This window comes from Enterococcus sp. DIV0755b (assembly GCF_051713765.1).
Taxonomy (GTDB): domain Bacteria; phylum Bacillota; class Bacilli; order Lactobacillales; family Enterococcaceae; genus Enterococcus_C; species Enterococcus_C canintestini.
This window is the reverse complement of record NZ_JBIOQN010000001.1, coordinates 993195-1015962: the sequence shown is the minus strand read 5'-3', so window position 1 is coordinate 1015962 and position 22768 is coordinate 993195. Positions and strand designations below refer to the sequence as shown.

Genomic DNA, 22768 nt, shown 5'->3' with positions numbered 1-22768 from the left:
ATAAGAAGCTGCTTCTGTCATACCATTTATTTTCAAAAAAAGTTGTGACAAGAGTCTTGTCACAACTTTTCTTTATCTTTATTAACTTACCGGATGCGCTGCCTGTGTGTGTCGTTGATTCAAAATAAATCCGACCACAATTGTAATTATAGGTGCTAATAACGGGAAAAAGGAAAACGGTACATATGCTAGTGCACTTACTTTCAAAGTTCCTGCAATAAAGGTACCACTAACGCCCCAAGGAATTAAGGCATTAACGCTCGCTCCGGCATCCGCTAGCGTTCTAGTTAAATAGCGATTGTCTAACTTCGCGGTTTCAAAAGATTTTTTAAAGGTTTCCCCGGGTAAAATCACCGATAAATATTGTTCGCCCACGATAATATTTACGCCGATACTGCTTAGTGCAGTCAGACCAATTAAACGAGAAGGACGATCCATCTTATTTTTTAGTGCTTCCACAATATTTTCCACAATCTTATATTTTAACAACAAACCACCTAAAGCTAACGCTAAAATAATCAAGCTCGCCGAACCGAGCATACTCATGATACCGCCCCGAGATAAAAGCGTATTTAACTTTTCACTGTCGGTTTCCGCTTTAAATCCATTCATTAAAATATCAGCTACTTTTTGAACTGTTAAACTTTGATCGTGAATAAAACTAATAACCACTGCTACTGTTGCACCAGTTAAAAGGGTCGCAATTGCGGGGATTTTTTTTATTGCCATCACAAATAGCACCACCAACGGAATTAAAGTCCACGGTGAAATCCAGAAATTATTTTGCATACTCGTAATCATCTCATTGACACTGGTTAAATTTGCGGTTTTATTCGTGTGACCTAAGAAAATATAAAGTAAAAAACTAATTGCAAAGGCGGGTAAATCCGTAAAACGCATATTGGCGATATGTTGAAACAAATCAATTCCCCCAATACCAGCAGCTAAATTCGTCGTATCTGATAAAGGCGAAATATTATTGCCCAAAAATGCCCCTGAAACAACTGCGCCAGCTGTGTAAGCATCGTGAAATCCTAAAATATGACCAATTCCTAAAAAAGCAATCCCAATCGTTGAAATAGTGGTAAATGAGCTACCAACTGTTAAACCTACAATCGAACAAACAACAAATACTGTCGGTAAGAAAAAGCGAACCGAAATAATTTTAAAGCCATAGACCATGATAGTGGGAATCGTTCCGGCTAAAATCCAAGAAGCGACCAATACCCCAATGAGTAAAAAGATAATAATAGGAATAATTCCAGGTGTTATCCCATTAATAATGCCTCCATGAATATCATCCCACGAAAATTTCCTCACACGTCCATATAAAAGTAACAACATAAAAACAAATAAAATAGGAATATGCGGACTTAATTGAAAGCCAATAATTAAGATACCTAAAATAGCTAACATAGCCGCTAAAATCGCAGCACTTTCTTTAGTAGAAATTTTTTTCACAACAATACCTTCTTTACACTTTATCTTTAAAAATAAGATAAAATTTTTTTCATAGTAAAAACGCCCTGCCGCAAGGTCTTACGACAGGACGCTTAAAAAGTTGTTAATGACTATGATGCAAGTGGTCTGCAGAATTGTCACTAACAGCAACTTTCCAGTCATTTTTCTTAAAGTGATTAATGACTAAAGGAATAACAAACATCACAATTGCAATTGCCGCAACAAGCAATGCGTTTGCTAAAGTTGAAGTTCTTAATGTCGCATACGTAACCACTACAATTGAAAATAGCAACATCAAACTAACAACCCATACAAAGGCGTTACCTTTTTTACCAATCCGGTATGGACGTGCCATTTCAGGACGGTGTTTGCGCAATTCTAAAACCGAAATCGCAATTAAGACATAAACGATACAATAAACAATTGTTGTCGCATTTGTTAAAGTTAAGAAAACTGCGCTAACGTCATCCATTACCCCATATAATAAGGCAAACAATGAAATAACAATAGATTGGGTTAAGACAACATTTTTAGAGACACCGTATTTATTTTCTTTTTGGAAACCAAATTTTGGTGGTAAGAAACCTTCTCTGGCAACTTGAATAATTGTTTTTGAAGGGCCTGTTACCCAAGCTGAAAGTTGTAATAATACCCCAATAAAGACCATGAAACTGAAAATATTCCCAATAATTTTTGGTAAACCTAAAATTTCACAGTAAATAATGATTGGTTGCGTAATGTTGGCTAATTCCATTTTGCCAGCAGGAACTACATTTGCAACTAACATCGCATTAATCACATTTAATAAAACCAACCCAATTAAAGCAATGAAAACACCTTTTGTATAGTTCTTAGTTGAATCTTTTAATCGTGGCATATAAACAGAACTCATTTCAATCCCAACGAAAATAAAGCTAATCCCTGCTAAATATTTTAACGTTTCAATGTGTTGTAAATCTGGTAACATTTTAGACCAAGAAAAAGCCCCCAAATAGCCGTTTGAAACTAAACCGACTTTGAAAAATGCAAAAAGACCTAAAACAAACATGACCACAACTGGAATATAAACCCCTAGCCAAACACCGATGTTCCCACCAACTTTGGCCATATCAAATTTTAAATTCAAAACGGTAATAATCCAATAAATAATTAAAATACAAGCTAAAACAAACCAGTGATTATTGCCTAACGCCACATTACCAAATGTATTACCTAAAAGAGGTCCTAATGTCGAAGCAACCATTACCATTCCTGGGAACATTTGCACCCACAATAGCCAAGCGACAACAAATCCCCATTTACTACCTAAAGCAGTTTTTACCCATAATTGGGGACCGCCTTCTTCAGGTAACATGGTAGAAAGTTCACCGGAAATCATTGAAATTGGGCCGGCAAAAAAGACAACCGCAAAAATGGAATAGAAAATTAACGTCCATCCAACTGCTGCTAAAGTTGGGATACTACGAACTGTGGCACACAATGCCATTGTCAGTCCGATAAAAGTACCCAAGCTAATTTTATTAATATCTGACTTACTCACTTTTGACACGCTCCTTAAAATTGGACCGCAGTCGATCAGTTGCCAGACGGCAACTGATCCTGCCGTCTACTAACTGATTAGTGTGCTGAATGTACTAATTTTTCTGCATAGATTTTTTCCAATTTTTCTTGAAGCGCAACTTTAATTTTTTCAGCATATTCTTCAAAGTTTTCTGCTTTGTTCATGTATGGTGTCATAACGCTAGCACGTAAAACGGTAACTTTTTCAACCCGACGCCATTCTGCATCTGAAAAACCAAGTTGGTTCACAAATTGTAATGGGCTATCACCATAATCTGGGATTGCAAAGTCAGTATGAGAAGTTAAGAATTCATTGCCGTAAATGCTACCTTTGACATATGAAGAATAGTCGTAAACATCATGGTTTAATTTGTTCATCGCTTCTAAGTCATCGTTGCCTTTTTCTTTAAAGACATAATCCACCATGTTGAAATCTGGATAAGTTAGTGGATGTACTTCAATTTCTTTGTCACCAACTTTAAAGGATAAGTTGTTTAAGAAATTAAAGAACCGATGTGAGCCTTCAATTGAGGCACCCATTAATTTACCGTAACCAGCAACGTTTAATGGCAAGACATGGTGTGCAGCCCAAACACTAGCAGCTGTGGCACCAGCTTTAGAACCTTCTAAAATATAAGCCCCAAGTAGCGCTGGAATATCCGCACCTTTTTCAAATACATAAGTTGCAAAGTATGAGATAACGTCACGCATGCGAATATCTTGAATAACAATCCCACCAGCTGAATAAGGAACATAGCCCATTTTATGTGGGTCGATTGTAACAGATTCAGCTTCTTCAATCGCACGATAAGCGTTGTAAACTTCTTCTAAAATATAATTTTTATTTTCAGTGAAAACACCTTTTTCAAAATGAACATCTTTTAAGTTTTCAAATGGAATGAAGTCATTGTTTTCATCTAAGAAAATGGCACGACCGTAACCACCATAAGCAGCATCAACGTGTAAATAGAAGTAAATGCCGTCTTTTGCTAAAACGTCACGTAAAGCAGCCATTTTATCAATTGGGTCGATGGCACCTTCTTCAGTTGAACCAACGACACCAACGACACCTAAAATTGGTGTTTGTTCTGCAGCTAATTGACGCACGATTTTTTCTAATTCGTTTACGTCTAAACGATAGTTGTGATCTACAGGTACAGGAATAACTTGATCTAAACCAATCCCGATAATATCTGCAGCTTTTAACCATGAATAGTGTTTTGTTTGTGGCACTAACCATTTACCTAATTTAGCTAAGTTTTTACCGCTACGAGCAGAAGCAGCTTTAATATCGTCAATTTTATCAGGTACACTTTCCAATAAGTCCATAATTTCTTTTGTAGACATATTTAAAAGTTCCCATTCAGACTTACCGCTCACTAATTCTGGTGTTACTTCTTTCATAGCAAGTGGTAATGATTTGATATTACGGGCATACCATAAACCTTCTAAGTTTGCTAGTGAACCGTCAGCCACGATATGTCCCCAACCATTTTTGTAGCTCATTAAGTGGGCAAATTCATGTCCTACTTCTTCTTCCATTTGGCTTGTTGCTGGTGATGATTCATAAGCGACGTTATTCCCATTCCAAAGCATAGCAAAATTGTAAGCTAGTAAAGAAGGCATTAATGTTTCTGAGTTCATATGACCCCAGTAACGTCCTGCTGTATGCCATGGTACAGAATGACTGCGCATGCGAGAAGAAATTTCTGATAAAACATCTTCCATTTTGTTGACAGTGTTTTTAAAACTTTCACTGCTTTTTTCTTCTGGCGTAATAATTGGCATGTCTTGTGGCATGTAATTTTGACGCCAGCCTAAATGCTCGTCTACTAATTCGTTTAACAAAGCTTTATAAATTTGGCCATTTTCAGCTTTGTCCCCAATAAATAGGGCATTTAGATTCAAATCGTTTCCTTGTTCACTCATGATGAACTCCTCCTAAAAAAGTATTGATAAAAATTTTGTCGTTTGTAGGTTACACCTGTTTTTTTTAAAAGTAAAATCGTAAAATCAAAACTTGTTCCTTTTTTAATCATTTTCTTATTTATTAAATTGTTTTAAAGTTATAGTCAATTGTGAAAATTTAATAAAAGAAAAAGCAACTTGTTTTTTATCTGAAAATTCAAAACAAGTTGATAACCACCGTTATTTATTTGTTTAAAATCAACTATTTTTTTCTCTTTCGTGAATTAATTTAAATTAAGCCTCATTGTTATGGTAAATAACTTTGTGAAGTAATTTTATTTTAACTACGATAAAAAAAAGCACGACCTGTAAAGACAGATCGCGCTCTCTTGTAACGTATTAACAGTGATTTTTACTTTTTTAAGACCAGTTCATCATTTGAATAAGAAAATGAAAATCATTGTTTTTCAAGGTAAAAAATTATCAAATTCTAATTTAATACTTTGGCCAAAAAGTATTTTTTCTTACCTTTTCTTATCACAACGAATTTTCCTTCGAAATGATCAGATGGTGTTACGACAAAATTTAAATCAGTGATACGATCACCGTTAATACTTATAGCTCCGTTTGAAACATCTTCTCGTGCTTGACGTTTTGATGGTTCAATTTTTGTTGCTACCAATAATTCCACGATATTTTCTGGATCGCTGGAAATTTCAACCGTTGGCATTTTGCTAAAGCCTTGTTCGATTTCAGTAGCATTTAAATCTTTGATATTACCGGAAAATAGCGCTTCGGTAATTTTTTGTGCTTCTTTTAAGTCTTCTTCGCTGTGAACAAAGCGAGTAACTTCTTCAGCTAAGCGGCGTTGCGCTTCGCGTTTTTCTGGTTCAGTGGCAACTTTTTGTGCCAAAGCATCAATTTCTTCTTTATCTAAGAAAGTAAAGAATTTCAAGTATTTAATAACATCACGATCATCTTGATTTAACCAGAACTGGTAGAATTCAAATGGTGAAGTTTTCTTAGGATCTAACCAAACAGCACCGCCGGCAGTTTTACCGAATTTAGTACCATCGGCTTTTAACATTAATGGAATAGTTAAACCAAAGGCTTCAGCTTCAGGACCTTCTAATTTACGAATCAAATCAAGTCCCGCTGTAATATTCCCCCATTGATCGGCGCCACCGATTTGTAATTGTACACCGTATGTTTTAAATAGATGTAAAAAGTCGATGGATTGTAAAATTTGGTAAGTGAACTCTGTAAAGGAAATTCCCACTTCTAAACGACTTGAAACGATATCTTTGGCTAGCATTGTGTTAATGTTGAAGTTTTTACCGTAGTCACGTAAAAATTCCAACAATGAAATTTTAGATAACCAGTCAAAGTTATTTACAAAACTGATATTGGCGTCTTTGCCAAATAATTTACGCATTTGGTTGGATAACGCGTCGACATTGTGCTGAACGGTTTCCATTGTTTGTAACGTTCTTTCTGTTGTACGGCCACTAGGATCACCGATTGTACCAGTACCACCACCAATTAAAATATATGGACGGTGGCCCGCCAATTGAAATCTTTTCATCATCATGAAAGGAATTAAATGTCCAATGTGCATGGAATCGCCGGTTGGGTCGACACCACAATAAAGCGCAATGCTCTTTTCATCTACGAGTTTACGTAGACCTTCTTCATTGGTTTGTTGGTTGATGGCATCCCGCCACGTTAATTCATCAATAATATTCATCTTATTGACCTCCGTCTATATTTATGAAAGCAGTAAACTGCTGGCATAGCAAAATTAATGGGTGTTATTAAAAAAAATTTTAAAGCGTTTTATGAATGGGTTTAAAATTTGAGCAGCTAAAAAACAAAGTAACAAAAAAGTCCCTTGGCAAAATTGCCAAGGGACGAAAATTCGCGGTACCACCCAAATTATATACTTTTAAAAAAAATATATCACTCAAACATTTAACGCTGTCGCGTGGCTTTACGCCAAGACTCCGGAAGTGTAATTCGCACAATAGCGTGTACTGGTTTGCAGCTCCACCAGCTCTCTTAAACAGCGGCTATTATCCTACTGTGTTTCCATCACAGTCATCATTTATTAATGTGACTACATCATAAGACTGTGGCAGCGGTTTGTCAACCACAAAGGCGTTATTTTTTTCAGAATAACACTTTACAAAAAAGAATGGCAGAGTATTATTTCCGTTTAAAAACAAATTGTCATAGCATAATTATTCAGAGGTCAAAAGTTGGGAAACATCACTTTGTCCTCTTTTTATTCCAGATAAAAATATAGTGCTGTCACTATCAAAAAAAACTTTATAAAATAACACAATAAAAATGAAACGATCTCGTTTACACGCAAGCGATAAGATAAAATTTCTTTAAAAAAATTGCTAATGAAATGTCGTTTATAAAAAAAGAGGTTACGATTGAAGTGACTAACTTCAAGAAATAAGACGGCATTGCTGAAAATTGTTTTTCAAATTTTTGGGAATTCTATCTTATTTCAAAAGAAGCTACTTGTCACACCGTTTATTCGAAAAAAAAAAGCTGTGACAATTTTTTGTCACAGCTTTTTTGTATTCTATTCTTTTCCTAGTGCTCGTTGAACGGCTTTAACAATTTCCACTACTGGAATAATTGCAAAAGAAGAACCAACGACAATTCCCCATTGATATAAATCAAGGTGGGCAACACGGAAAACATCATTTAGACCAGGAACAACAATAATAACCATCATTAAGAAAAATGACAGTAAAATCGCCCAGTTAAATGATTTGTTGCGGAATGGTCCCACTTTAAATAAGGATTGGTGAACAGATTTCACATTAAACGCATGGAACAATTGCATCAACCCTAATGTTGCAAAGGCCATTGTTAACGCATCGCTGTGAATCGCTTCATACGTTGCGTGAACAGGCCATTGGATAGCAGACCAATAAACAAACAAGACAGTCGCTGCTTCTAAAATCCCTTGATAGATGATACTTGAGAAAACACCACCAGAGAACAAGTTGGAATTACGACCTCTTGGCTTGTGGCTCATTAAATCTTTTTCAGCTGGTTCCATCCCCAACGCAATCGCAGGGAATGTATCTGTTACTAAGTTAATCCATAATAGATGAATTGGTAATAATGTATCCCAGTTTAGCATTGTAGCAATAAAGAGTGTTAAAACTTCCCCTAAGTTAGCAGCTAATAAATACTGTACGGCTTTTTGAATATTAGAGAAAACTTTACGTCCTTCTTCAACAGCCACCACAATTGTCGCAAAGTTGTCATCTGCTAAGACCATATCAGAAGCACCTTTTGAAACTTCAGTACCAGTAATCCCCATACCAACCCCAATATCGGCTTGTTTTAAGGCAGGAGCATCGTTGACACCGTCACCAGTCATCGCCACAACTTTACCTTCTTTTTGCCAAGCTTTTACAATTCGTACTTTATGTTCAGGTGATACCCGCGCATAGACGGAATAATTTGCCACTTTTTGAGCAAATTCTTCATCTGACATTTGGTTTAATTCAGCACCAGTTAAAACAGCCGCATCATTGCCAGCTTTAATAATTCCCAGACGAGCCGCAATAGCTTCTGCGGTATCTTTGTGGTCGCCGGTAATCATAATTGGACGAATACCTGCTTCTTTGGCAACTTTAACCGCATCGGCAGCTTCAGCGCGTTCAGGGTCGATCATGCCGACTAAACCGGCAAAAATTAAATCATTTTCAACGACTGCAGAATCCAATTCAGTTGGAATTGAATCAACATATTTATAAGCCATCCCTAACACACGTAGCGCTTGTTTGGCCATATCTTTATTGTTGTCTAAAATGGTTTGCTCTTCTGCTTTATTCATCGGTTTTACGTCATCAAATACTTGATATTGTGTGCAACGACCTAATAACACATCTGGTGCCCCTTTAACAGCCACCAAGTAGCGACCGTCTGCTTGTTGGTGAATTGTAGACATCAATTTTCTTTCTGAGTCAAAAGGTAGTTCCGCAACACGAGGTTCTTGGGCTACTTTTTCAGTCACGTTAAAACCTTGATCCTGACCAAATTTCACAAGGGCTGTTTCAGTTGGATCACCAATTAATTCCCCTTCTTGACTGAATTTTGTGTCGTTGGCGTAGTTCATCACTTTAAGAGCCATATTATCGGCAGGAATTTGTTCACTGGCAGGATATTGTTGCCCGTTGGTATAAAGTTTTTCAACTGTCATTTGATTTAATGTCAACGTACCAGTTTTATCAGACGCGATAATATCGGTTGAACCTAGTGTTTCTACCGCTGGTAATTTCCGAATAATGGAATTACGTTTGGCTAAAACTTGCGTTCCTAACGCTAGAATAATCGTTACAATTGCCGGTAATCCTTCTGGAATAGCTGCAACAGCTAAAGATACAGACGTTAATAACATATCCATCCACGGTGTACCGTTAACTAATGTACCAAATAAGAACATAATGACAGCAATTACTAAAATTGCAGCCGTTAAGAATTTACCTAAGTGATTCAAGTTGTTTTTTAGCGGTGTTTCCGTTTCGTCAGCTGCAGCTAACATCCCTGCAATTTTACCAACTTCGGTATTCATCCCAGTGTTTACAACAACACCTTTTCCGCGACCATAAGTGACGTTACTATTAGAATAAGCCATGTTAATGCGATCGCCGATTCCGATTTCATCGCCTTCTAAAACAACGAGTTCTTTTTCAACTGGGACTGATTCCCCTGTTAAAGCAGCTTCTTCAATTTTTAATGAGCTGGCTTCAATTAAACGCATATCAGCAGGAACAACATCGCCGGCTTCTAATAAGACAATGTCCCCTGGTACAAGTTCTGTACTTTTAATTGATAAGGCATGACCGTCTCGCATAACATTAGCATTTGGGGTGGACATATCCCGTAATGCTTCAATTGCAGCTTCTGCTTTTGATTCTTGGACAACACCCATCACAGCGTTAATAATTACAACAAGCAAAATAATGATGGAGTCAACAGGTTCGTGGGGAGCCGAAATAATCGCGGCAACTAGTAAAACCAAAATCATCAAGTCTTTGAACTGTTCAAAGAACTTTTGAACCATTGATTTTTTCTTACCTTCTTCAAGCTCGTTTTCACCATATTCGCTTAAGCGTTTTTTGGCTTCTGTGGCACTAAGGCCTTCAGCAGTTGCATCTAACTCTTTTAGAACCTCTTCTGGCGTTTGGGAATAAAACGCTTGGCTCAACTGCTGCTTTTTGTTTTCTTCTGACAATTTTGTTCCTCCTTTGAAATTTTCCTCCACAAGTCAGCTAAAAAAAATAGACTTGTGTATGTGCATAACATACATAAGTCTCACTAATTAAGGCAACACCAGAAAATAAATTTCGGTTGGTGATGTTGCCACAGCTTATGCTGCTAGTTACTCCCTCATGAAAACATATAAATACAAAGAACATTATATAGTAGATTGCAGTTGCGAGCAAATACTTTTCATAAAAGACAACTAGGAAAAAGAAAGAAAAAAACTGAAGGTACTTCTTTGGCACTTGCGTAATAAAGGTAGAATAAAAAAATGCGCTGCAAATTTCTTGAAATTTCAGCTTATCATCTAGAAATAGTAATTTAGAAAAAAAATTCACTAGAATAAAAGTAATAAAAAAATCGTGTTGTCAGCATCTTTTAGTTACTGACAACACGGTTAAATTAGGCAATTACTGATCCATTTGGCATTTGTTTGGGAGCTTCAACAATAGCTAAGTTGCCATTTTCATCTTCGGCAGATAAAATCATCCCTTGGCTAATTTGACCACGCATTTTTCGCGGTTTTAAGTTAGCTACGATAACAACTTTTTTACCAATCAACGCTTTTGGATCTGGATAAAATTCAGCGATTCCTGACAAGATTTGACGATCTTGCGAATCTCCGGCAGCTAAGCGAAATTGTAAGAGTTTGTCTGCTCCTTTGACTTTTTGACAGTCGATAACTTCGGCTACTTTTAATTCTACTTTATCAAAATCATCATATTTGATTTGTTTTTCTTTAACTGAAACCAATTCTGTTTCTTCTGGGTCCCACTTCACTGTTTCTTCTGGAGTAACAACACCTTCTGTCATTTTCTTTTGAATGTATGCTACTTCTACTTCTTGATCTAAACGTGGGAAAATTGGTTTTCCTTTAGCAACGACTTTTGTATTCCGTGGAAATTCTCCAAAGCGCAAATCTTTTAAGTCCATCGTTTCCGCATCTAAACCTAGTTGTTGGAAAATTTTCTTTGGTGTTTCCGTCATAATTGGTTGTAATAAAATCGCAACAATACGCAAACTTTCAGCTAAATGCACCATGACACTATCTAATTCGGCCTTGTGCTCTTCATCTTTTGCTAATACCCAAGGTTCAGTTTCATCGATATATTTGTTTGCCCGAGAGACCAAAGTCCAAACTTCCGCTAAAGCAACACTAAATTCCATTTTATCCATTGCTTGGTGGTAACGGCCCACCACATTTGCAGCCGTTGTGGATAATTCACTATCAAAAGCAGTCACTTTAGAAGCATAAGCCGGTACATTGCCATCACAATATTTATTAATCATCGCAATCGTACGGTTTAATAAGTTACCTAGATCATTAGCCAAATCATAGTTCACTCGAGCCACAAAATCTTCTGGCGTAAAGACGCCGTCTGAACCAAAAGGCATTGCCCGTAATAAGTAATAACGTAATGCATCTAAGCCGTAACGTTCAACTAACATTTCCGGATAAACCACATTTCCTTTTGATTTACTCATTTTGCCGTCTTTCATTAACAACCAGCCGTGACCAAAGATTTTTTTAGGTAATGGTAAATCTAGCGCCATCAGCATAATTGGCCAATAAATCGTGTGGAAACGGACAATTTCTTTACCTACCATATGCACATCAGCAGGCCAATATTTATCAAATAAAGTAGTATCATCTGAACCGTAACCTAAAGCAGTAATATAGTTAGATAAGGCATCAATCCAAACATATACAACGTGTTTTGGATCTGATTTAACAGGGATGCCCCATTTAAAAGTAGTCCGTGATACTGCTAAATCCTCTAAACCAGGTTTAATAAAGTTGTTAATCATTTCATTTTTACGAGATTCCGGTTGAATAAATTCTGGGTGTTCATTGTAATATTCCAATAAACGATCAGCATATTTACTCATGCGGAAAAAGTAAGATTCTTCTTTTACCAATTCGACTTCATGCCCACTTGGTGCTTTACCGCCGATCACTTTACCATCTTCATCACGATAAACTTCTGCTAATTGCGTTTCAGTAAAGTACTCTTCATCAGAAACAGAATACCAACCTTCGTACTCACCTAAATAGATATCCCCTTGGGTTAAAAGACGATCAAAGATTTTTTGGACTGCTGCTTTATGATAATCGTCCGTTGTCCGAATAAATTTATCGTAACTAATATCTAATGTTTTCCACAACTTTTGAATATCAGCTGCCATTTTATCTACATAAGTTTGGGGTTCAACACCTAATTCCAATGCCTTTTTCTCGATTTTTTGACCGTGTTCATCAACACCAGTCAAATAAAAAACATCAAAGCCCATTAAACGTTTGTAACGTGCAACCGCATCACAGGCAATTGTAGTGTATGAGTTACCAATATGCAGTTTGCCGCTGGGATAATAAATCGGTGTTGTAATATAAAAAGTTTCTTTTCCAGCCATGGATTTTCCTCCTAGTAATAAAAAAGTGAAGATGACTCTTTGGGACCAGTCGCTTTAAAAAGCTACTAAAATACCACAAATGGCTATTCGTCGCATTTCAACCAAGGTCGTCACCTAAATTTTTAAGTACACATCACGTAAATGATTCTTAGCTAGTATACCACAATTCTAACTTTCTTTAAGTGCTTTTCCTTGTAAAAAACAAAGGCAAATTCATTTTCACTGGATTTGCCCGCCTTAAAGAAATTTTTTTTGGTATAATGAAAGAGATTAACGAAATTGAGGGACACAATATGACAAAAAAACATCGGCTTTTAATCGCGGCCATTGCCGTTTTAACACTTTTCCACATGATATTTTGCGCTTTTTACGGCCGCTTATATGGCTATTTTAATTTAGAGGGACAATTACAATCTTTTTTGACCACAACTGCAATTATTCGTGGCCTTCTATTGATTGGAATCGCTATTTCAGGCTTAATTAGCTTAAAAGATAAAGCGAGCAAAACAACTCCTTTTTACCTGATTTTCTTTTTATTCAATTTGATTATTCCATTTATTTTTAAATAAAGTAGAGGTGAGCAGTTTTATGCCAGAGTTTGCATCAAAAGCTGAAGAAAAACATTACTATGAACAAGTTGCCACCGAAGAAGACTTTCTGCAGTGGTATAAAAAGCAAGATCACCCAGAATATGAGAAACCTTCTTTAACTGTTGATATGGTTTTAATGTGTTACAACAAAGAAGAAGACCAGTTAAAAATGCTTTTAATTAAGCGTAAAAGCCATCCTTATCGTAATTCTTGGGCATTGCCTGGCGGATTTGTAATGCCAAATGAATCAACTGATGACTCGGTATTACGAGAAACATTGGAAGAAACGGGAGTAGAAATTTCTAAATCCAATATTGAACAACTCCATACTTTCAGCACGCCTAATCGCGATCCCAGAGGTTGGGTAGTCACCGTTAGTTATTTAACTTTTATTGGAGAAGAACCATTAAGTGCCGGGGATGATGCGGATGAAGTTCGGTGGTTTACCATGGAACGAAAAGGAAGCCAGCTGTATTTAACCAGCGGTCAAGACGTTGAGATTATTTTGAACTTAAAAACTGGCCTTTCATCCGGTAGCGATTCTCTAGCTTTTGACCACAGTCAAATTGTCTTAAAAGCTTTTAAACGCGTCGCAGAAAAAATGGAACATGAACCTAGAGTTTTACAAGTTTTAGGGCCTACTTTTACGATCACTGAAGCCCGCAAAGTTTTTGCAAAATTTTGGGGCATGGATTTTAAAAGTATCGATCATTCCAACTTTAAAAAAGCGATGTTGCAATATTTTGATGAAATTGGTGAAAAACCCCTTGGTATTGGCCGGCCTTCTAAAATTTATCAACTAAAAAAAGAAGTTCTCGCAGCTAAATTCTAAATTTTTGCGCCATGTCAGCTTATTTAAACCACAGTTACTTTTCTAAAACCGTTTATTTACAAAACAAGGTTGTGATAGAAGCTGCTTCTGTCAATCTTTATTCGAAAACAGGAAGTGCGACAAGTCTTTTGTCACACCTCCTGTTTTTCCTTTATTCTAAAGTAGATTTTCGACAAAAACACCTTACCTCACAGTGAGAAAGCCACTAATTCTCTGTTACTTCTTCAAAATCACCAATCCGTTTAGCCATAATAATATCTGGTTTAAACCAACCGCTTGCGTCAGGAATTACACCAGTAATTTGATACCCCATTTTTTCATAAAAACCATATGGATGATTTTTCAAATTTTTAATTTGCGCAATTGCTGCTAAAGGTTCTTGATAGAGGTCCATTTGACTTAAAGTTGTTTCATTGTTTTCATCGTCAGCACCTAAATAAATGGTAATCCCTCCTCTAGAAGCAATTTCCGATTCTAAAAAAGAAACCAAGCGAGCACCAATATTTTGTCGCCTAAAATCTGGCACTACTACTAAAGGATGCAATTCCCAACCCGTTTGACCATATTGTGGAATCGCCCCAATAAAGCCCACCAGTTCCTCTTTTACTAAAGCCGCAACCGCAATGCGTTCTGGCGCTAACAATTTTTCAACTTCTGTTTTAGCTGATTGACCATATTCTTTAGGCCATGTTTTGGCTAAAAGATCTGCCAATTGATCTTTTAAAATTGGATTATCCCGTTCAAATTCTGTAATTAACATTGGCACACGCCTCCTGTAGTATTAAAGGTAGTTTACCAATAATTCAAAAATGCAGGAAATAATATGACTTTTTCTTAAATCAGAATATAAATGAAAAAAAGTGGCATCAGCCACTTTTTTAATCACAACGATTAAGTAATTTTACGCGTGTTGTTTTTGCTTTTTTTGTTCTTGCATTTTTTTACTCCGCAATTGTCCACAAGCCGCATCAATATCTGTGCCGTGTTCTTTACGAATTACACAATTGATTCCATTACGTTTTAAAATATCATAAAAGCGTAAAACATCCGCTTTTTCACTACGAGAATATTGATCGTGTTCACTGACTGGATTGTAAGGAATTAAGTTGACGTAAGCTAATTTTTTCTTATCTTTTAATAACTCAGCAAGTTCTTTGGCATGCTGGGGGCGATCATTGACATTATTTAACATAATGTATTCAAAGGTAACCCGTCGATTCGTTTTTTCAATATATTCATCAATTGCTTCCATTAAGACTTCAATTGGATAGCTTTTATTAATACGCATCATGGAACTTCTGACTTCATTATTAGGGGCATGTAATGAAATCGCTAAATTAACTTGCAAGCCGTTATTCGCGAATTCTTTAATCTTACGGGCCAAACCACTTGTAGAAACCGTAATGTGGCGGGCACCGATGGCTAAACCTTTAGGATCATTAATCACTTGAATAAAATTCATGACATTATCGTAATTATCAAATGGTTCGCCTATTCCCATCACGACGACATGGGAAACACGATCTCCATCGTTCAGCTGATCAAAATAGTGTTGCACTAACATAATTTGGGCGACAATTTCACCCGTTGTTAAATCCCGTTGCTTTCGCAATAGGCCACTTGCACAAAAAGTACAACCAATATTACAGCCAACTTGGGTAGTGACACACACTGACATGCCGTAGTCTTGCCGCATTAGGACTGTTTCAATCATCAGCTTATCCGGCAACTCAAATAAATATTTAACCGTACCATCACTTGCCTCTTGGACTACTAATTGCTTTAAAGGATTTACAACAAAGTGTTCTTCTAGTTTTGCGATTAAAGCTTTCGACAAATTCGTCATTTGTGCAAATTCTGACACACGCTTTTCATAAAGCCATTCCCAAACTTGATTGCCCCGAAACTTCTTTTCGCCATTTTCAATCAACCAGTTCATTAGCTCTTCTTTATTTAAACCATAAATAGATGGTTTCATTGTTGGTTTTTTCACAATTTTTCCCCTTTTTGACAGATTCGCTCCATACTATAACAGATTTATTGTCTATCTTTCAACCTGGCTTAGTCTTTTTTAAAGAAATAAACAAAGTGAAAAGACTCGTTTTGTCTAAAAAGAAAAAATATGTTTGAACGAAACCTTAATAGTTGTCTAATTTCTAAGATCTTTATATGTACTAAAGAAAAAAGTTTTCTAAACTGCTTAGCTAAGCTAAGCACGTCTAGAAAACAAATTAATCAGCTAAAATATAGCTTTCTTTTATTACAATTTACTTTTGAGGTGGTGTCTGTTCTTTTTTTGATGCATTTAATTTTTGTTCTTGTTTTTCCAACTCACCATAGGCATTGCGGCTGAGTGTATTACCGTTTGCTGCTCCGCCGTTACGCGTGAGGGTAGTAATTTTTCGTAACATTTTAAGCAAAAGTTCTTGCATCCTTATCTCCTTTTGTTCCATTAAAAAATTAGTTTGCTACTCTAAATCTTGCGGAACTTCTTCTGTTGGGACTGGTTCAATTAAAACTTTACGCGGTTTACTTCCTTCAGAAGGGCCTACCACACCGTGCATTTCCAGTTCATCAACTAGACGCGCTGCCCGATTATAACCAATCCGAAAACGGCGCTGCAATAACGAAACGCTAGCAGTCTGCATATCAACAACCAAATCTTTGGCTTGTTCGTATAACTCATCTTCTGGTTGAGCATTAGCACCATTTGCAGTCTCGTCTTCTTCTGTGACCATCATTTTTTCTTCATATTCTGCCCCTTGTTGTTCAGTGATAAAGGCTACCACTCGCTCTACTTCATGATCGGAAATAAAGGCACCTTGCACGCGAATTGGTTTATTTTCACCCATTGGTAAAAAGAGCATATCCCCGCGTCCTAGTAATTTTTCGGCGCCATTACTATCTAAAATTGTACGGGAATCTGTCCCACTCGAAACAGCAAAAGCCATGCGGGAAGGAACGTTAGCTTTAATAATCCCGGTAATAACATCCACACTCGGCCGCTGTGTCGCTAAAATCATGTGAATTCCAGCTGCCCGTGCCATTTGAGCCAAACGAATAATCGCATCTTCCACTTCATTGGAAGCCACCATCATTAAGTCCGCCAGTTCATCAACAATAACTACGATAAAAGGTAAAATCGGATTATTTTCACCATGACTACTATTTCGCTCTGAAATCATTTCATTATAGCCGGTGATATTACGGACGCCGGCCGCGGCAAATTTCTCGTAACGCTCTTCCATTTCCTTGACAACTTTTTGCAATGCTTGGGCAGCTTTACGCGGATTTGTCACAACCGGTGTTAACAGATGCGGAATCCCATTGTAAACATTTAATTCCACCATTTTGGGATCAATCATCATTAATTTGACTTCATGGGGCTTAGCCCGCATTAAAATACTTGTGATAATGCCATTAATGGCAACGGATTTCCCGCTACCCGTTGATCCAGCAATAAGTAAATGGGGCATCTTCGTTAAGTCGGCCGTTTGAACCCGACCGGAAATATCTCGCCCCAATGGTACTTCTAATAATTTATCCGGATGATCTGGTTGGGCTTCAATCACTTCTCGGAAGGAAACCATACTAATGCTACTATTTGGTACTTCAATACCAATTAGAGATTTTCCGGGAATCGGCGCTTCCATCCGCACATCTTTAGCAGCTAATGCTAAGGCTATGTCATCTGTTAAGCTGACAATTTTACTAACCTTCACCCCAACTGCCGGCTGGACTTCAAATTTGGTTACAGCAGGTCCTAAGCTAGCTTTGACAACTTTTGCTTCGACGCCAAAACTTTGGAAGGTTTGTTCTAATACACCAATATTGTGTTCAATTTTTTGATATTCATCACTTTGGTCAGTAGGTGGAAGTGAGTCTAATAACGTCACATTGGGTAGTTGATAATCGCGATCTTCTGCTTCGGCTGGAATTTCAAAATCTAAATCTTCACCGTCGTCTGGTATCTCAGCCTCTGTTGTCTGGTTTAAATTATTCGTTTCCGTTACAGGCTCAGTAGCAACTTTTTCTTGAAAATGATCAATTGGCACAAAACTCAATTGCTCTGGTTCAACTTCAACGGTACTTTTTGCTGTTTCCGCTAGTTTTTCACCTTCTGTTTGTGGCCGAACTTGATTTTTCGCATTTTTTTCTAATTCCCGTTTTGCAGCGGCTTTTTCAGCAGCAATTTTTTCTGCTTTTGCAGCAGCCTTTTCTGCTTGTCGTGCTTTTTTTAACGCCTGTTTTGCTTCTTTTTTTTCAGGGTCACCGGCTAAAAGTTCTTGTAAGGTTTCACCGGCAGCTTGCAAATGTTCTAAAAGCTCGCCACCACTCATCATACTGACTAAAAATAAACCTACACTTGCCAATAAAAAGGCAAAGAAATAACTTCCAATTTGAGCTACTAGAAAATAACTACATTGATACAAAATAGCCCCTAACATACCACCACCGACATTTTGACTGACTTGGTTCGTGCGAATGTCCCCTAATAAAGCACCCCAGGTTGTATTAATAATATTGGGGTCACCACTAATTACATTGCGAAATAATAACGCGTGTAAAAACATTAAGACGCCCGCATAAATAAGTAGTCCCCCTAAAAAGCGACGAAAACTTTCCAATTTTGCCGCTGTCGTTTTGACCATTAACCATAATCCATATAAAGCTAGCGCAATGGCCAATACAGGATAAGTATTCCCACCAATAATTCTAAGACAATTAGCAATTAAAGTTCCCAAAAAGCCCAACTTAAATAAACCAAGTAGCGCAAATATTATAAAAGCGGCGCCAATTACCGCCAACATCATTTTTTCTTGTTGTTGCTGTTGTTTTTTTGTTACTCGTTTCTTTTTCTTCTGGCTTTTTCGTTGTGCCATTTTTATAATCCCTCATTTCATCTTCCTTATTATACAAAAAAAAACAGGCGAACAAAAGTTTTGTTCTACCTGTTAAAAGTTTTAACCACTTTATTTGGGTGAGACATCTTCACCAAACCATTTTTCAGAGATTTTTTTAAATTCGCCATTTTCTTTGATAGCGTTAAAACCTTCATTAATTTTTTTAGCTAAGGCTTCATTGTTTTTTCGTACCCCGACCGCATAATCTTCATTTTCAAACGGTCCTTTAATAATGTTGTAATCCTCTAGTTGATCTTTTTGCGTTAAATAATAATCAGCGTAGACTTTATCAATTAGTAAACCATCAATGCGACCATTTTCTAAATCAATAAAAGCTTCATTAAAGCTGGCGTATAAAACTGCGTCGTTATCTGCGACAATATCTTTTAACACTTCTGGCTGTTTGGTAAACAAGTCATAACCAGAAGAACCTTCTTGAGCGCCTAAAATTTTACCTTTCATCTCTTTAAACGTAGTGATGTTGCTCTTTTTCGGTGTAACTAGCACTTGATCGTTCTCCATATACGTATCGGAGAAAAGGACTTTTTGCTCTCGTTCTGCCGTTTTGGAGTAGCCATTCCAAATGGCATCAATTGTTCCATTATCAAGTTCTGTTTCTTTCATTGACCAGTCAATCGATTGAAATTTGACTTTTTGTCCGGTTTCTTTAAAAACCGCTTTGGCCAAATCAATGTCAAAACCAACTAAATTCCCATCTTTGTCTTTAAAACCCATTGGTACAAAGGTATCGTCTAGCCCTACGACCACTTCTTTTGGAATTTCATTTGCTTTTGTTTTGGGATTTTCTTCCTTACTCCCACAAGCTACCAACAAACCAAGACTTGCCACTACAGTTAATAATGTACTCCATTTTTTCAATTTCATTTTTACACCCTCCTTATTTTTTACAACACTTCCAATTTATTTTGGTGTTACTTTTAGTGTTTGATCGGCAATGTGTTCTGCAAATGTCCAATCGTGGGTAACTACGATTTGGGTGACGCCTTCTTTTTTTAAAGATAAAATCAATTTTTCAACCTGCTCTCTTAGAGCCGGATCAAGGGCACTGGTTGGCTCATCATAAGCCAAAACTTGCGGATCCATCGCCATAGCACGAGCAATTGCGACCCGTTGTTTTTGTCCACCTGATAATTGATAAGGATAACTTTGTAATAAATCTTCTAATCCTAGTTGTGCAGCTAACTTTTCAGCTTTTTTGGTAAATGTCTCAGTGTTTTCCTTCAACACTAGTTTTGGTGCTAACGTAATATTTTCAAAAACATTCAAATGAGGGAAAAGTTGAAAATCTTGAAAAACAACCCCGACAACTTGTTCTTGTTCATTTAATGCAATCGGATTAAATGCTTGCCCATCTAATAAAAAAGTACCACTATCCGCTTTTTCTAATCCAGCTAACATACGTAGTAAAGTGGTTTTCCCGCCCCCAGAAGGACCCACAATTGCCAAAATCTCCCCATCGGGAATATTTAAGTCTAAGTTTTCAAAAATAGTTTTTTTACCAAATGCTTTATTGATATTCTTTAATTCCAACATTATTTTCACCCACCTAACGATAATAGTTTAATTTGTTTTCTAAAGCTTTCATAATCAATGTGAAAGCACCCGTCATCACCAAATAGATTAAACCAACTCCGACTAACGGTAGCAAAGTGGTATCCCGTTCCATTGCAATTTTACCAATTCGCATCATATCTGAAAGTCCTAAAATATAAACTAAAGACGTATCTTTTACTAAATTGACTACTTCATTTCCTACTGAAGGAAGCGTGATTTTTACGACCTGTGGGATAATAATTTTCGTGATTGTTTGCATTTTACTCAAACGTAAAACTTGCGCTGCTTCGTATTGCCCTTCTGGAATAGATTGAATACCACCTCTGAAAATTTCAGCAAAATAAGCAGCATAGTTAATAATAAAAGCTAGTAGTGCAGCATCAAAGCGCTCCAAGACCAGTGCTGGCATTAAAAGTGGCAACCCATAAAAGATAAAAATTAATTGCAATAACAATGGCGTACCCCGCATAATCCAAACATACACCTGCACAATTAACTTAAAAGGTTGCAAGTGACTTGCTAATACAAAGGCTAAAATAATCCCTAATGGAATTGATCCTAGTAAAGTTAAACCAAATAATTTTAAAGTGATGCCTGCTCCAGACAATAATTGTGGTAAAACAGATAATAAATAATTCATCTCGTCAGCTCCTTATTTTGTAAACAAAAAAGCCCTCTGACATAAAAGTCAGAGGGCGTAATTCCGCGGTTCCACCTCTTTTTATTACTTTTTCACAAAAGTAATCTCCATCAGTCACCATAGATAAAAGTAATCCCAAAATAAAAAAGTCCCTTAGCGCAAGCGCTAAAGGACGTAAATTACGTGGTTCCACCTTTTTTCACTCCTGCTTTGCAGCTAAGAGTCTCTATAAGTCATCTATCAATGACTGTTGCTGTAACGGGCATACCCGGATTTTCTTACTAGTATTTCAGAAAAACAACTCCAAGATGTGGTTCACAAATTGTCATCGCCTCTTTTCACCTGCCAGAGACTCTCTTTAGATGGACATACTTGCTACTCTTCTTATCGATGTCGTATTATTAGGTTGTCTTTAACTTTAAAAGGTGAAATGAAATTTGTCAACTATTTTTTTTAAGGAGGTCTTTTTTTCATGTTTGCTACTGCCCAAGCTGCCTATCAACTATTAGAAGAATTAAACATTTCCTACCAACGTGTAGACCACCAACCGATTACATCTGTTAAGAATGTACCTTTTACTTTACCCGGACCACAAGTAAAAAATTTAGTTTTAAAACCGCGCAAAGGCGAACATCGTTTTTTGGTCATTTTACCAGATGAAAAACAAGCAGATTTGACATCTTTAGCGAAAACCTTAAATGAAAAGCGTCTATCTTTTGTTTCGGAAAAAAATTTGGTAGAATTACTAAATGTGCCCGCAGGTTCGGTCACACCTTTGGCTTTGCCTAATGATTATGATCACAAAATCACTGTCGTCATTGATAAAGATATCGACCAACAAGATACGGTCGGATTTCACCCCAACATTAATTCGACGACACTGATTATGCAATTTCGTGATTTTGAAAAGATTTTAAATCATTTAGGATACAAACCACTTTATGTAGCGATTTAAAATAGAAATTACGAGGTGTAGTTACGCTTATGTTGGTCTTATTGATTTTCACATTGATTGCCGGTGGCGCCGGCTATTTATTCTATTTATTAACTAAAGATACTATTCGCGAAGTTTACGAACAATTGGATGATAAAAATGAAAAAATTCGCAAAATTAAAGCCGTTTGTTTAGGTGTTTTCCACCTGATAGCTTTTTAAATCCAGCTTTAGTGGCTACTTTTATCTTAACGTATAAATAAAAGCGTTCTCCAGATGAGAGCGCTTTTTTATGTATTAAAAAAATATGTACTATACCAATAAATCCAATCCCAAATATTTCAAAACACCTAACAACACGCCGACTAATATAATAACAGAAATTAACATAAACAATATCAACCCTACCATAAACTTCCTTCGACTACGCATTCCTATTCCTCCCTTGCGGTAAATAATTAGCCTATTGCATAATTATGCTACCACTTATTTGCTGTAACATTAGCAAAATGTGAGAGGTTTTATGATTTTAACCTGCTTTTTTTATAACTTGCCACCGAAAAAGAAATTCATTAAAAAAACATCTAGCAAAACTTATAAATAACGATATTTTTTTAAATTTAGCTTTTTTTCACTTCAATAAAAATAACCTGAT

17 protein-coding genes and 2 other annotated features are annotated in these 22768 nt (G+C 36.7%); of the genes, 4 read left to right on the top strand and 13 right to left on the bottom strand.

The genetic code is table 11. The annotated features are described in order from the left end of the window. Positions 1–81: 81 nt before the first annotated feature. From nhaC to metG, 6 genes are all read right to left on the bottom strand, one after another. Entirely contained in the window at positions 82–1461 is a 1380-nt protein-coding gene (nhaC, locus tag IGI65_RS04820; RefSeq protein ID WP_438773403.1) for a Na+/H+ antiporter NhaC, read from the bottom strand. A 103-nt stretch (positions 1462–1564) separates the two neighbouring features. Continuing rightward, positions 1565–3001 (bottom strand): tyrosine-tyramine antiporter, encoded by a 1437-nt coding sequence (gene tyrP, locus IGI65_RS04815; RefSeq protein WP_438773401.1) that lies wholly within the window; start codon positions 2999–3001, stop codon positions 1565–1567. A 77-nt stretch (positions 3002–3078) separates the two neighbouring features. Beyond that, on the bottom strand, positions 3079–4950 hold the full coding sequence (gene tdc / locus IGI65_RS04810) for a tyrosine decarboxylase (protein ID WP_438773400.1): 1872 nt from the start codon (positions 4948–4950) through the stop codon (positions 3079–3081). Between the two features lie 469 nt (positions 4951–5419). Next, a complete protein-coding gene (gene tyrS / locus IGI65_RS04805; RefSeq protein ID WP_071864668.1) occupies positions 5420–6676 on the bottom strand; it encodes a tyrosine--tRNA ligase in 1257 nt (418 codons plus the stop codon). Between the two features lie 156 nt (positions 6677–6832). Further along, positions 6833–7033: a binding site (T-box leader), on the bottom strand. A gap of 492 nt (positions 7034–7525) precedes the next feature. Then, positions 7526–10198, bottom strand: a complete 2673-nt coding sequence (locus IGI65_RS04800; protein WP_438773399.1) for a cation-translocating P-type ATPase — start codon at positions 10196–10198, stop codon at positions 7526–7528. A 431-nt stretch (positions 10199–10629) separates the two neighbouring features. Then, positions 10630–12639 (bottom strand): methionine--tRNA ligase, encoded by a 2010-nt coding sequence (gene metG / locus IGI65_RS04795; protein ID WP_071864666.1) that lies wholly within the window; start codon positions 12637–12639, stop codon positions 10630–10632. Between the two features lie 293 nt (positions 12640–12932). Between metG and IGI65_RS04790 the strand changes: the two genes are divergently transcribed. Both IGI65_RS04790 and IGI65_RS04785 read left to right on the top strand, forming a co-directional pair. Beyond that, positions 12933–13208, top strand: a complete 276-nt coding sequence (locus IGI65_RS04790) for a hypothetical protein (RefSeq protein WP_071864665.1) — start codon at positions 12933–12935, stop codon at positions 13206–13208. Between the two features lie 19 nt (positions 13209–13227). Then, positions 13228–14061 carry an NUDIX domain-containing protein gene (locus IGI65_RS04785; RefSeq protein ID WP_071864664.1) on the top strand — a complete coding sequence of 278 codons (834 nt, stop codon included), beginning with the start codon at positions 13228–13230 and terminating at the stop codon, positions 14059–14061. Between the two features lie 205 nt (positions 14062–14266). On the opposite strand, the gene aac(6') is transcribed toward IGI65_RS04785, so the two are convergent. The 7 genes from aac(6') to IGI65_RS04750 form a co-directional block, all read right to left on the bottom strand. After that, positions 14267–14821 (bottom strand): aminoglycoside N-acetyltransferase AAC(6')-Ii, encoded by a 555-nt coding sequence (gene aac(6') / locus IGI65_RS04780; protein WP_438773398.1) that lies wholly within the window; start codon positions 14819–14821, stop codon positions 14267–14269. A gap of 141 nt (positions 14822–14962) precedes the next feature. After that, the gene (gene rlmN, locus IGI65_RS04775) at positions 14963–16039 is read right to left on the bottom strand and encodes a 23S rRNA (adenine(2503)-C(2))-methyltransferase RlmN (RefSeq protein ID WP_438774410.1); all 1077 of its coding nucleotides are present in this window, start codon (positions 16037–16039) and stop codon (positions 14963–14965) included. A gap of 289 nt (positions 16040–16328) precedes the next feature. Beyond that, positions 16329–16493, bottom strand: a complete 165-nt coding sequence (locus tag IGI65_RS04770; protein WP_438773397.1) for a hypothetical protein — start codon at positions 16491–16493, stop codon at positions 16329–16331. Positions 16494–16529: 36 nt separating this feature from the next. Beyond that, a complete protein-coding gene (locus IGI65_RS04765) occupies positions 16530–18944 on the bottom strand; it encodes a DNA translocase FtsK (RefSeq protein ID WP_438773396.1) in 2415 nt (804 codons plus the stop codon). A 90-nt stretch (positions 18945–19034) separates the two neighbouring features. Beyond that, positions 19035–19844 carry an amino acid ABC transporter substrate-binding protein gene (locus IGI65_RS04760; RefSeq protein WP_071864669.1) on the bottom strand — a complete coding sequence of 270 codons (810 nt, stop codon included), beginning with the start codon at positions 19842–19844 and terminating at the stop codon, positions 19035–19037. Between the two features lie 42 nt (positions 19845–19886). Further along, positions 19887–20519 carry an amino acid ABC transporter ATP-binding protein gene (locus tag IGI65_RS04755; protein ID WP_412256181.1) on the bottom strand — a complete coding sequence of 211 codons (633 nt, stop codon included), beginning with the start codon at positions 20517–20519 and terminating at the stop codon, positions 19887–19889. Between the two features lie 13 nt (positions 20520–20532). Continuing rightward, positions 20533–21180 carry an amino acid ABC transporter permease gene (locus IGI65_RS04750; protein ID WP_071864660.1) on the bottom strand — a complete coding sequence of 216 codons (648 nt, stop codon included), beginning with the start codon at positions 21178–21180 and terminating at the stop codon, positions 20533–20535. A 165-nt stretch (positions 21181–21345) separates the two neighbouring features. Beyond that, positions 21346–21580: a binding site (T-box leader), on the bottom strand. 72 nt (positions 21581–21652) lie between these two features. On the opposite strand from IGI65_RS04750, the gene IGI65_RS04745 reads away from it, so the two are divergent. Both IGI65_RS04745 and IGI65_RS04740 read left to right on the top strand, forming a co-directional pair. Further along, complete coding sequence (locus tag IGI65_RS04745) at positions 21653–22135, top strand: YbaK/EbsC family protein (protein ID WP_438773394.1); 483 nt, start codon at positions 21653–21655, stop codon at positions 22133–22135. A 29-nt stretch (positions 22136–22164) separates the two neighbouring features. Then, positions 22165–22335: a hypothetical protein gene (locus IGI65_RS04740; protein WP_412256178.1), complete on the top strand. Its 171-nt coding sequence runs from the start codon at positions 22165–22167 to the stop codon at positions 22333–22335. Positions 22336–22768: the final 433 nt, after the last annotated feature.